Source organism: Micromonospora sp. NPDC005710 (genome assembly GCF_040630995.1).
GTDB lineage: Bacteria > Actinomycetota > Actinomycetes > Mycobacteriales > Micromonosporaceae > Micromonospora.
Window position 1 is genome coordinate 38,546 of sequence record NZ_JBEXYP010000032.1, and the last position, 12,350, is coordinate 50,895.

Genomic DNA, 12,350 nt, shown 5'->3' on the forward strand with positions numbered 1-12,350 from the left:
TCACCGCTGTCCGGTGCGGGCGCCAATGGGTTCCCCCGTCGACCGACCGGCTCCGTCGCCCCTGTCATCGGGAGGAGCGGCGGGCGCGGCGCAGGGGAGTGGGGTGCACGGACCAGATGACGCGGCGCCACCAGGGGCGGGCGGATCGCAGGGTGGCCACATAGGTGGTCGCCAGTTCGGCGGCGTGAGCGGCCTGCTCGGTGGTCGCGGCGCCGGGGGCGAAGCCCACCTGGTTCAGCAGGGCCGCCAGCTCGTCGACCGCCGGCCCGTCGGCGGTCGTGTCGTCGCCGGTCGTGCCCGCCCGGGCGTCGGCAAGGGTCTGGCGGGCGTGCCCGGCGACCTCGGTGGCGGCCAGGTCGTCCCCGACCGGTCTGCCGGCCAGCCGGAGCGCGTCGGTGACCTCCCGCCAGGCGCCGGCGATGCGCTGGCCGGGGTCGCCCCGGACCAGCCGGGCGCGGGTGAGGGAGCGGCGCATCGCCAGCAGGGTGAGCAGGAGTGCCCCCACCACCAGCAGCAGGCCGCCGCTGCCGCCGGCGACCAGCACCGGCGTGGAGATTCCGTCGTTGCCGGGCGGAGCGTCGGCGGCGGCTGCCGGCTCCGGTGAGGCGCTCGGCTCCGCGGTCGGTGCCGGTGCCTCCGACGGCGGCGGGTCCTCCGGTGTCGGGCGGAAATCCTCCTCCACCGGTCGCGGCTCGTCGTCCGGGCGGGGCAGCGGGTCGAACGCCACCCAGCCCAGCCCGTCGAAGAGCACCTCCGGCCACGCGTACGCGTCACCGGCCAGCACCGGCCCCTGCCCGCCGGTCCGGAAGCCCACCACCACCCGGGTGGGCAACCCGGAGAGTCGGCCGAGGACCGCGAAGGCCGCCGCGAACTGCTCCGAGGTGCCCTCCTGCCCGCCGCCGTTGCGGGGCCCGAACAGGAAGAAACCCAGATTCGGGTACGCGTGCCCGCTCGGCGCGTCCGCCGCCACCCGGTAGTGCTCGGCCAGGAACTGCTCGATCGCCGACGCCCGCGCGTACGGGGCGCCGTTCTCCTCGGCGAGTTGGGTGGCCAGCCGGCGCATCGGGTCGGGCACCCCGTCCGCGACCCGCAGCACCCGGGCCACCTCGTCGCCGGCGGGCACGTTCGCGGTGGCCAACAGGTTGGAGTCGGGTCGTTCCTCGGCGGAGGTCACCGCGTACCGCAGCCCCGGCGTCAGTCCCTCCGGCCGGATCAGCGTCCCGCTCGCCGGGTCGTACGCCACCCGCGCCCCACTGACCTCCCGGGGCGTCGCCACGGCGGGCAGCAGCCGGCCGCTCAACTCGGCCACGCTGATCTGCTGGCGGACCGTCCGCACCGTGCTGTCCCGGGACGGATTCGCGGTCGGGAGGATCCGCCCGGCGTTGCGGTACGTCGCGCCGACCCGCCACGTCACCCCGTCGTAGTCGCTGAGCACCGCCAACCGGATCCGGACACTGCGCGCGGTGTCCGCGGCCGGGTCGGTCCCGGTGGGGCGTTCCGTGCTCACGTCGAGGAGCTTCTGCTCCGGGTGCAGCGCCCACCCGGAGATCCGGATCAACGGGTTCTCGTCGAGCGTCTGCACCTGCGGTGGCTCCACGTACCGGCGTGGGTCCACCGGTCGGCCGCGCACCTGATCGGCGACGACCGGGCCGAGCGCCGCGACGAACCCGACCACCAGAACCACCCCGAGCGCCGCGCTGGTGGCCAGCCGCAGCCGCACCGCCGCGCGAACCCGGGGGGTCAGGTCGGCGGTCGGATCACCGCCGCCCGCCGCCGGCCCGGTGGGGGTGGCCAGACCGAGGGCCGCGACCGCGACGAACACGAGCGTCGACCCCACCGCCGGTTCGGCGTTCGGACCGACCACGTAGAGGCCGGCGGCGTAGAGCCCCGCCGCCGGCAGGTAACCCAGCAACACCCGGCCGGTGCGCAGCGCCACCTCCGCGCCGGTGAGCCCGGCCAGCCAGGCGGCGACGACCGGCACCAGCACGGTGTCCGGGGTGGGTTCCACCGGGATCATCGCGGTGAGCAGCCGGGGGATGCCGTTACGGGCGGCGTCGGCGGTGACCTCCAGCAGGCCGCCCGGCACCTCCGCGCGGGTCGCCGCCAGCCGCAGTGACCACAGTGTCCAGCCGGCCATCGCGGCCACCGACACCGGCGCCACCAGCCACGACGGCAGCCGTCGGGCGGCCACGCTGACCAGCACCGAGCCCGTCGCCGCGCCGACGACGAGCCAGAGCAGCAGACCACCGGCGTACACCCGGCCGAGCACCACCCCGGCGAGCGCCGTCAGCCCGATCAGCACCAGTGGCAGGACCGCCGCCCGCAGCACCCGCACGGCGACCGTCACCACCGGCGTACCCCGTCCCACTCGGCGGCGAACTGCGCGCCGTCCGCCGCGTCGACGACCACGAGCCCGGCGGTGCCCGGCGGCGTCGGCTCGGCCGCGCCGAACACCCCGACCACCACCGACGGGTACGCCCCGCGCAGCGCCCCGACGTGCCCCAGCTCGTCGCGGCCACCTGGCCCGGTCAGGAAGATCAGCGTGTCGCCCAGCCGGTCCTGCCGCAGCCGGGTCGTGGCCGCCCGCACCGCGTCACCATCGGTGGAAAGGTCGGCGGCGGCGAGCCGGTCCAGCGGCCCGAGCGCGCCGTCCGCGCCGCCGTCGGGCGTCGTGGCCTCCGTCGGCTTCGCGGCAACCTCCAGCAACAGCACCGGCAGGTCGGCGCGGTGCGCGGCGGTGACTATCGACGCCGCCGCCTCACAGGCCGACTCGAACGACTCGGCCACCCCGCCGACCCGCAGCGGGTGCGCGGCGACGCGGTTGTCCAGCAGGACGACCAGGCGCGGCAGGCTGGTGTCCACGCTCTCCCGCACCATCAGCTCACCCACCCGGGCGCTGGTGCGCCAGTGCACCCGGCGCAACTCGTCGCCGACCACGTACTCCCGCAGCGAGTCGAACGTGATCGACCCGTGCGGGACCCCGTCCACCCGGCCGTCGAGGCTGCGCCCCGAACCCCGGGGCACCGCCGTCAGCGGGTGGACCCGGGGGTGCACCCACACCGGAACCGCCGCACCGTACGGGCGGGCCAGCGCCACCAACCCCAGCGGGTCACGTCGGGTCACCCGCAGCGGACCGACCGGCACCACCCCACGACGGTCGGTCGGCACGTCGTAGCGGACCTCGGTGTCCCGGCCGGGTCGCAGCCGCAGCACCGGCACCGGCACGGTCCGTTCCCCGCAGCGGTCCTCGGCCAGCAGGTTCGCCGAGCGCAGCCGCCCGGTGTTGCGCACCGTCACCGTCATCCGCGCCGGCTCGCCGCGTGCCACCCGGTCCGGGTCGGCGACGCGGGTCACCGTCAGCCGGGGTCGCCACGCCGCGACCAGCGCGGCGTAGCCGACGGCCGCGCCAGCCGCCGCGCCGAGCAGCGTCAACTCGGGGTACGCGAACCGGAAACCCGCCCCCAGCAGCACCACGGCGGCGACGAGCAGCCCGAACCCACGGGCGGTGATTCCCATCGCGCTGCTGCCGGTCAGCCCTGCACCGGAGCGGGTTGCCCCGACGGCAGCGGCACCGGCACCGAGGCGACGGCCTGGCGCAGCACCTCCGGGGCGGTCATCCCGCGCACCTGGGCCTCCGGGGTGAGCAGCAGCCGGTGGGCGAAGACCGCCTCGGCGAGCGCCTTCAGATCCTCCGGCATGATCCAACCCCGCCCGTCGATGAGCGCGTACGCGCACGCCGCCCTGGTCAACGCGATCACACCCCGAGGGCTGACCCCGACACGCACCTGCGGGTGCGTGCGGGTGGCCGCGGCGAGCCGCACCGCGTACGAGTAGAGCGGCTCGGCGATGTGCACCCGGCGGGCCATCCGGACCATCTCGCCGACGGTGGCGGTGTCGGTCACCGGGGCGAGCGCCTCGGGGGAGCGCACTGTCGCGCCGCGCAGCACCTCGACCTCGACCGCCTCGTCCGGGTACCCGACGGAGAGCTTCACCAGGAAACGGTCCAACTGCGCCTCGGGCAGCCGGTAGGTGCCGTCCATCTCCACCGGGTTCTGGGTGGCCACCACCAGGAACGGCGACGGCACCGGGTGCCGGACCCCGTCCACTGTGACGGTGCGTTCCTCCATCACCTCCAGCAGCGCCGACTGGGTCTTCGGCGACGCCCGGTTGATCTCGTCGGCGATGACGATGTTGGCGAAGACCGGCCCCGGATGGAACTCGAAGTCCCGGGTCGCCTGGTTGAAGATCGTCACCCCGGACACGTCCGAGGGGAGCAGGTCGGGAGTGAACTGGATACGCCGCCACTCGCCCTTCACGGTGGCGGCGATGGCCCGCGCCAGGGTCGTCTTACCGACCCCGGGCACGTCCTCCAGTAGCACGTGACCCTGGGCGAAGAGCGCGGTCAGCGCCAGCCGTACCACCTGCGGCTTACCGAGCACCACCGCGTTGACGTTCTCGGCCAGCCGGGCGGCCAGGGCGGCGAAACCCTGCACCTCCGGCTGGGTGAGCGGCTCGTGCGTGTTCACTGTCGGTGGTGCTCCTCGCCTGGTGGTTCAGCAGGTGGGCAGGACCTTGATGTCATCGCCGCCCTCCAGGTTGAGCCAGGCCCACGGGATGTAGTTCTTCCCACCCTTGTAGTTGACCTGCACCCACCAGGTGCTGCGCTTCTCGTTGTTGTAGATGTAGGCGTAGACCTCCTCGCCCGACTTCTTGCAGTACGCCTGCAGTCGGGTGCCGGGCTTCGCCCAACCCACCTGCTTGTCGTTGTCCTGCCGGGTGACCGAGAAGATCTCGTTGCCGTTGCGGCCCTCGCGGTCCCGGTCACAGTAGGTCGACTCGGGCCCGGACGCGCCGTTGCGGCAGGTCGCGACCCCGTACAGCGGCAGCGTCTTCTGAGCCCGCGTCGCGGTGCCCTTACCGGCGGCGTTGCTCGCCGTCACAGTGAACGTGTACGCGGTGCCCGGCGTCAGGCCCGTCATCGTGATGCTGGAACACGCCCCAGCCTTCGCCGCCTCACCGGCAGTGCTCAGCGTGCAGGTGGCCTTGCCGTTACCGGCGTCCACAGTGAAGGCGACAGTCGCCCCGGTGGCCGTCGACGACGAACCGGTCACCGTGACCCGTGGCTCGGCCACCGTCCGGGCGGTGGCGGTGGCCTCCGGGCCCGGCCCCGCCTCGTTGACCGCCTTCACCTTCACCGCGACGTTCTGACCGTTGCCCAGCCCGGTGACTGTCGTACGGGTGTCGGTCACCTCGCTGACCCGCCCACCAACGTCCACCAGGTACTTCGTCACCGGCCGACCGTTGGCCCCGGCCGGCGCCCACTGCACCGTCACCGCGCCTGGCTGGTTGGCGACGGTGCCGGCGCGCAGGTCGAACGGTCGACCGGGCGCCGCGAAGGGCACCACGGTGTTGCTGACCGGGGACGCCGCCGACCCGGCGCCCTTGCTGTTGACCGCCACCACCGTGAACGCGTACTGGGTGCCGAACTCCAGCTCACCGGCGGGCACCACCAGCTCCGTCCTGGTCGACTCGCCGGCCGGCGCGTTCGTCCCCGCCGAACTGGCCGTCACCGCGTACCTGGCGATGGTGTTGCCCTGCCCGTTCGCCGCCGGCCACTTCACGAGGACCGTGCCGTCGGGCCGTTCCCGCGCGGTGACGCTCGCCGGCGGGTCGGGCACCGCCGCCGTCGGGGTCACCGGGTTGCTGTTGCGCGGCGGACCGTCCCCCTTGGCGTTGACGGCGTGCACCGCGAACCGGTACGTCTCGCCGTTGGTCAGACCCTTGATCTCCACCGCCCGCTGGTTGGCGCCCACCTGCACACGCTGGCCGGCGCCCTCCACCACGTACTTGATGATCTCGGCGCCGTTGGCGGCGGCCGGCCGCCAGGTCACCCGCGCCTGGGCGTTGCCGGCGGCGGCGGTGACGCTGCGCGGCGCGCTCGGCTTACCCACCCGGGGCTTCTTCGGCGGAGGCGGCGGCGGGGGCACCGGCGGCGGGTCACCGCCGAGCACGTCGTTGGCGTACTTGTCGACCTCGCGCACCTGGTGCTTGTCGTCCACCACGCGGGCGGTCGCCGAGTCCGGGGAGTTGATGAACAGGTGATTCTCCCGGACCTCCAGCTCCAGCGGCCCGTTGGCCCGCCCACTGATGGTCTCCACGAGCTGACCCGCCGCGTCGAAGGAGTAGATGGTGCCGGTGGCCTCGTCGGCGCAGTAGAACCGGTCCGCCCAGGCCACCGCCGGACTGAGCCGATCCCCCTCACCCGGCACTGTGAACCCGCTCTCCTGCCCACCGTCACCCACCAGCAGCACCCGCCGGTCGGCGGTCACCGTGACCGGCACCCGAGCGCCGCTGGTGCGCGCCGGCAGCGCCGCCGGACCGGACAGCGTCAACGGCGTCGGGTGCACCTCACCGCGCTGCACCCGCACCAGCTTCCCGGCCGTCCGGTCGAGCACCGCCACCCCGTCATCCAGGGTTGAGACCACCAGCTCGTGGCTGGCCTCGGCGACGTCGTACGACTCGACCCGCTGCGGGCTGAGCCCGGCACCCGCAGGCGCGGCCGACGCCGGCACGGACGGCAGCTTGGCCGCGGTGATCGCCGAGACGGTGCCCTGACTGGGCACCGCGATCCAGAGTCGACCCTTACCGTCGAAGGTGCCGCCGGTGATGCCCGGCGGGTACCGCACCGGCTCGCCCACCGGGGTCAACGATCGCGGGTCGAGCTGCCGGACGATGCCCTGCACGGCGTCGACGACGAACGCCGCGTCCTCGTGCAGGGCCACACTGACGCCCAGGCCGGGGGTGGTCCGGGTGGTCGCGCTGAGCTGCAGGGTGGCCAGATCCAGGGAGCTGACCTGCCCGGTCTGCAGGTCCCGCAGGATCAGCAACCGGTCGGTCTGGGTGATCTGCATCGGGTGCTGCCGGGCACCGGGGATCTCGGTGCGGGTGTCCACCCGGGCGGTGACCCCGTTGACCCGGGCCAGCTCACTGCGCGCCGTGCTCCACAGCCAGGAACTCGCGTCGTAGTTGGCCACCGCGTTGTCCGCCGCGCCCAACCCGAGGACCGTCAGCCCCATGGCGGCCAGCAGCGCGGCCACCGTGCCGACGGTCACCAGCCCGCCGCGCAGCCGGGACCGGGAGCCGGGGGCCTCGGTCGGTACGGCGTCGTCGATGCTGGCCACAGCCGGCCGCCTCCCCTGAGTCGTGGCAGGTGGCGCGCCTCGCGGCGACCACTCCCCTGAGCCGGGTGCCATCATATGGCGCTGCTGGTGACGGGGGAACCCGCACCGTCACCCCTGTGGATACCGAGCGTGTGCGTTGTGGACGTCCAGCTCAGCCCTCTGTCGGCTCGGCGCCGCCCGGATCCCGCTCGATTCAGCGCGGCGACTGCCGACCCGAGGGCTCCCCGCTCGACGTGGCCCTGCGCTCCCGCGCGGTGCAAACCTGCCCGGAAGTCGCAAAGCTGTCAGTGGAGTAGACAGCCAACACGGTGAAACAGTGATCCACTCTGGAGTTCAGCCCGTTGACCGTGTAGCTGGTCCGGCCCGGGTCCACGGTGGCCATCACACCCAACGCCTGCCCGGCCCGGCCGGCCGCGACCATGAACGGCACCGCACCACCGGTCGGGTCCGTCCAGGTCAACGTGATCGTCGTCGAATCGTCCCGCAACGTCAGGTCGCCCGGCGCCGCCCCGGTCGCCGACGGTGCCGGCACCGCAGCCGTCGGCGCGGTCCCAGCCGGCGGCGGAGAGTCGCGGGTCAGCACCACCGCGCCCAGACCCGCCACCGCCACGACGGCCACCCCGGCCGCCACGACCGCACCGATCACCGCCGCCCGGTTGCGGCCCGTCGACCCACCACCATCGGCGTACGCCGGCCGGTACGCGTCAGGTACCGGCTGGTACTGCTGACCCGGGTACGGCGTCTGATGCTGGTCCTGGGAGTACGGCGTCTGGGATGGCTGGTGGTGGTAATGCGGGACCGGCGGCGCCTGGTGAGTGGGCACCACCGGGGTGTCGAGGATGCCCAACCCGGAATCACCGCCCGCACCGGTGCCCGTCGTGGTTTGCGCGACGGGCGTGGCCTGGCCGATGGGCGTGGCCTGCCCGACGGTCACGGCCGCCGGGTTGGGCGGAGGTGTCGTGACGTGGGTGAGGGAGTCGGCGCCGGGAGTTGACAGGGGCTGTGACGGTTCGCTGCTGCTCCAGGGCGGTGTGGTCAACCCCCACGGCGGCACGGGTGGCGCGCTCACCGGAGGCGCGGAAACAGGTGGTCCGTAGGGCGGCCCGGAGACAGGCGGCCCGGAGACAGGCGGCCCGGAGACGGGGGGCCCGAAACCGGGCGGTGCGGACACCGGGTAGGTGTGCTCGGGTAGTGCGGAGACAGGGTGGCCGTAGCCGGGCGGGGCCGAGACGGGCTGGCCGTGGGCGGGCGGTCCGGAGACGGGTGGGCTGTAGCCGGGTGGTGCGGAGATCGGGTACGGCTGGGCCGGCGGGCCGGAGACCGGGTACGGCTCGCTGGGGGGCGCGGAGATCGGGTGCGGCGTCACCAGCGGTGCGCTGACGGGTTGGGCCGGCGGCCCGCTCATCGGGTACCCCGGTGCGTGGTGGTCGACGATCGGGGAGGGCGTTCCTGATGATGCCGCCTCGACGCCGGACACGTTGTGCGATTCACTCGGCGCTGTTCGTGGCGCAGCGGCTCGGGCGGCCTCCGCGGCGAGTAGCGGCTCGATCTGCCGTACCTGGATCGTGGGGTTGTCCCAGCGAGGTGCCGCCGACGGGACGCCCGACGCCGAGGGGGGCGCGTCGACCACCGGCGGTGGGATCTGGTCGCCTACCCGCTGGCGGGGTGCCACGGGTGGGCCGGACGGCTCAGGGTGCGGTGATGGCTGCCCGGCCGGTGTCGTCGGTGGGTGCTCAGCGCTCGGCTGGGGCATCGGGCCGACAGGTGGCCGGGACGGCTGCTCGTCGAGGCGTTGCCGGGGCGGCGTCAAGGACCCGGGCGGTTGCGGGCCGAGGCTCGGCCGAGTTGGTCCGGGTAGTTGCTCGGCGGTGCGTTGGCGGGGTGGCATCGCAGGCTCGGGCGGTTGCTGGTGGGGGCGCCGAAGCGGCGGTTGCGCCTTCGTGAGGGGTTGTCCGCTGGCGCGTGAGCCGAGTGACATGGCATTCGCCGGTCGTGTCGCGTCGGCTCGCGGCAACGTTGCGGGCGTAGGCGCTGCCGTCGGCGGGCCGGCCGGTGCCTGCGCAATCGAGGAAGCTGCCGGCCCAACGGGCGCCGCCCGAGGGGCGGGAACAGGTGCCGTGGTGGCGGTGCCGAAGGGTGTGGGTGCGGCTGGTGTGCGTACCGCCGAGGGGTTTGGTGGGGGTGTGGCCGGCGGTTGCGGCGGTGCCCAGGGTGAGACGGTCGGCGGCGGGCCACCGGCGGACGGCCGCATCGCGGCGAGGGTGGCCAGCGACAGGGTCGGGCCGGTGAGCGCCGACCGGGCACCCGGCTCGGTCACCGGGGCCGGACCGGGGACCGGCGCGGGGTGCTGCCCGCCCGGCGTCGACGCGGGTGGGCCCAGGTAGTCGCGGGCGGCGCGTACCGCCGGGTGGTTCTCCCCGAGTGCGGCGGGCCCGGCGGTGGCGACGCGGGTGTAGTTGCGGCGGGCCTCGTGCCGGTTGCCCAACTCCTCCGCCACCTCGGCCAATTCGAAGGCGAGCGCGAGCATCAGCGGGTCGGAGTGCTCCCAGCGCCGCTCGCCCGCCGCGAACGCCTCCTCCAACACCCGGCGGGCAGCCAGCGGGTCGTCCCCCTCCCGGTGCAGGCGCGCCAGCAGATGCGCGGTGTGCAGCACCTCGGGATGGTCGTCACCGTACGGCGGGGGAGTGGATTCGACGGCCTCCGCGAGCAGTTGCCGGGCGGCGCTGAGGTCGCCCGCGGCGCGCAGGGCGAGGGCTCGGTGCTGGGCGGCTGCCAAGGGGGAGGGATGGACCACGTGGTAATGCTGCCGGGAGAGGGCCGCCGGACGCTACCCGTACACACCCCGAGTGTGTCGGGGAGGCCGTTCGAGGCGGCCTGAGCAGCGGCGGAAGCGTCGGCGGAGAGGCGCCGGAAGGCGATGTGCATGATCCACGAGCGGCGTGTACAGTAACTCCCCGTGCGGCCCGCCGCGCCGATTACCAGATGGAAGATCATCTGGCCGGCGAGGTAGGCTCAACGTGTAGGTCCGGGTGGCGGAATGGCAGACGCGCTAGCTTGAGGTGCTAGTACCCGTATAGGGTGTGGGGGTTCAAGTCCCCCCTCGGACACCAAATTGCAGCATCCATGCTGTGTATCGCGTACTGGTGGTCAAGCGCGCTTGACCACGCAAATCTGACCTCAGCGACACCCTCGACCGAGCCTGTCTCGATCGGGGGCGGTTGTCGTGGCTGATCGTTCCGTGGCTCCCGTCATCCCTCCCGTGAGGCTGTCGGACCGTGAGCAGAGCCCGCACCGGCCGCGTGGTGGAGCCACTCGTCGTCCGCCATTCCCCCTGCCGGTGCTACCCACGTCACGTACCGGCACGATGTTGTACGGCCTGGCTGCCATCGACAGCAGTGGCCGGATCGCCGACCGTGCGGTCATCCGGGCCCTCGGATGGGGGCCGGGCACGCGGCTGCACATCCGCGAGGCCTCCGGTGTCATTGTCGTCCGGCTGGACCGGCAGGGCGTCTTCACCGTCACCGGCCAAGGCCACCTCCACTTGCCGGCGGCTGTCCGACACTGGTGCGGGCTCGCCGCCGGCGACCGGGTGCTGCTCGCGGCAAACCCTGCTGACGGTCTGCTCGTGGTGCACCCTCCTGCCGCCTTGGACGCGATGGTCGTGGCGGTTCATGCAGCTCTGCTGGGCGGTGGTCAGGCATGAGTGACACGACCGTGGGCAGGGCTGAGCTGGATGCCGCGCGGCTGTTGCTGGCGCGGATGGGGATCTCGCCGGCCGACCTTGTCGAAGCGGCCCCCGATCGTCCGCCCGCACCAACGTTCGCGGAGTACGTGCCGGTGGTAGCGGCGGCGGTTAGCGACGGTACCCGGCGGGCGTACGGCTCGTACTGGAAGCGGGTCCTGGAGCAGTGGGGGCAGCGGCGGCTCGATGAGCCGACTCCGTCGGAGATTGAGCATCTCGCTGAGTACACCAAGACGCATGTGGTGGCCCGACGCAACGCGCGAGGCGGGCGTAGCGCGGCGGAGCATTTGATTTCCGCGCTGCGGTGTCTATACAAGCGGGCCGTTGCCGACGGGTACGTCACCGCGGCGGACAACCCCGCCCTCAAGGTGGCCAAGCCGCGGCGCCTGCCCAGCACCAGACGAGCGGTGGCCGACAAGCGGTTGGCGGAGATCAACGCCGTTGCTGCCAGCACGGGCGATGACCCGGCGCTGGACAGCCTGCTGCTGCGGCTGCACACCGAGACGGCGTGCCGCCGGGGCGGTGCGCTGGCGCTGCGGCCCGTCGACCTGGACCCGGACCAGTGCCTCATCTTGCTGCGGGAGAAGGGTGACACGGTGCGGTGGCAGCCGGTGTCACCGACGCTGATGAGGCATCTGCAGCAGCATGCCGAGGAACGTCAGGCGACGGGGACGGGACAGCTGCTGCGTTACCGGAATGGGCAGCCGATCACCTACCGGCGCTACGACCACCTGTGGGTGCGCATCGGCGAGCACTTGCCGTGGGTCTACGTGCAGCAGATCAGTACGCATTGGTTGCGGCACACGACGTTGACATGGGTCGAGCGGAACTTCGGCTACGCCGTGGCTCGCGCCTACGCCGGGCACACCGACAGCGGTAGCGATGTTGGCACCACCAGTACGTACGTCCGGGCGAGTCTTCAGGAGGTCGCCGCCGCTCTGGCAGCCCTGACGAAGGAGCCCCATCCTCTGGCCTGATGGGGGACGACAACGGGTAGGCCTGGTCGCTACGCCCAGGCCCACCCCTCTAATGCGTGGTGTATCCGTTCTGATCAAGCGGTCCGTCTCGAAGGCGAGCGTCCGAGAGCATCCATACCGTTCGTAGTAGCACTTGGGCACGGATCTCCCCTGGCAGCCGGACGTGGCCCGCTTGGTCTCGACGGCCCTCGCCTGCTCGTCGCCGCTGAGATGCACGAGCAGGGCACCGATCGCTGGGAACGCCTGATTGAGCAGCCGACGCAGGAATGACCACAGGCCAAGCCGGTGCCTGCTTGTGTCGAAGTAACCCGAGGATTGGCTGCTCTCATCGACCGGTCGAACTGACTCGTAGACAGCTAGTGCCGTGACCACAAACGTTCGCGGGGTTGGTTAGGCGGCTTTCGTGGTCGGCTGTCCCCAGCGGTGTTGGCGTTCGCTGCGGATGCGTGC

The 12,350-nt window shown here is 73.0% G+C and carries 6 protein-coding genes, 1 tRNA gene and 2 pseudogenes; 3 read left to right on the plus strand and 6 right to left on the minus strand.

The genetic code is table 11. The features are described 5' to 3' along the window. Positions 1-64 precede the first annotated feature (64 nt). The 6 genes and pseudogenes from ABZ406_RS28935 to ABZ406_RS28960 form a co-directional block, all read right to left on the minus strand. Positions 65-2,350, minus strand: a complete 2,286-nt coding sequence (locus tag ABZ406_RS28935) for a transglutaminaseTgpA domain-containing protein (protein WP_357768331.1) — start codon at positions 2,348-2,350, stop codon at positions 65-67. Beyond that, positions 2,344-3,516 (minus strand): DUF58 domain-containing protein, encoded by a 1,173-nt coding sequence (locus tag ABZ406_RS28940; protein WP_357768334.1) that lies wholly within the window; start codon positions 3,514-3,516, stop codon positions 2,344-2,346. The genes ABZ406_RS28935 and ABZ406_RS28940 overlap by 7 nt, the downstream gene beginning before the upstream one ends. Before the next feature lie 14 nt (positions 3,517-3,530). Then, positions 3,531-4,526, minus strand: coding sequence for a MoxR family ATPase (locus tag ABZ406_RS28945; protein ID WP_357768337.1), 996 nt, complete (start codon positions 4,524-4,526; stop codon positions 3,531-3,533). A 27-nt stretch (positions 4,527-4,553) separates the two neighbouring features. Beyond that, complete coding sequence (locus tag ABZ406_RS28950; RefSeq protein ID WP_357768340.1) at positions 4,554-7,181, minus strand: fibronectin type III domain-containing protein; 2,628 nt, start codon at positions 7,179-7,181, stop codon at positions 4,554-4,556. Positions 7,182-7,374: 193 nt separating this feature from the next. Then, positions 7,375-8,123 (minus strand): annotated as a pseudogene (locus ABZ406_RS28955) (fibronectin type III domain-containing protein); the annotation flags it as partial. A gap of 1,435 nt (positions 8,124-9,558) precedes the next feature. After that, a pseudogene (locus ABZ406_RS28960) lies at positions 9,559-9,957 on the minus strand (tetratricopeptide repeat protein); the annotation flags it as partial. 247 nt (positions 9,958-10,204) lie between these two features. Between ABZ406_RS28960 and ABZ406_RS28965 the strand changes: the two are divergent. From ABZ406_RS28965 to ABZ406_RS28975, 3 genes are all read left to right on the plus strand, one after another. Continuing rightward, positions 10,205-10,291 (plus strand) — tRNA-Leu (locus ABZ406_RS28965). A gap of 254 nt (positions 10,292-10,545) precedes the next feature. Continuing rightward, on the plus strand, positions 10,546-10,884 hold the full coding sequence (locus ABZ406_RS28970) for an AbrB/MazE/SpoVT family DNA-binding domain-containing protein (protein WP_238647385.1): 339 nt from the start codon (positions 10,546-10,548) through the stop codon (positions 10,882-10,884). 11 nt (positions 10,885-10,895) lie between these two features. After that, a complete protein-coding gene (locus ABZ406_RS28975) occupies positions 10,896-11,900 on the plus strand; it encodes a site-specific integrase (protein ID WP_357768344.1) in 1,005 nt (334 codons plus the stop codon). Positions 11,901-12,350 lie beyond the last annotated feature (450 nt).

Coding starts and splice junctions, on each gene's coding strand:
- ABZ406_RS28970 (WP_238647385.1), top strand. CDS start 10,546: ATGTTGTACGGCCTGGCTGCCATCGACAGCAGTGGCCGGATCGCCGAC.
- ABZ406_RS28940 (WP_357768334.1), bottom strand. CDS start 3,516: ATGGGAATCACCGCCCGTGGGTTCGGGCTGCTCGTCGCCGCCGTGGTG.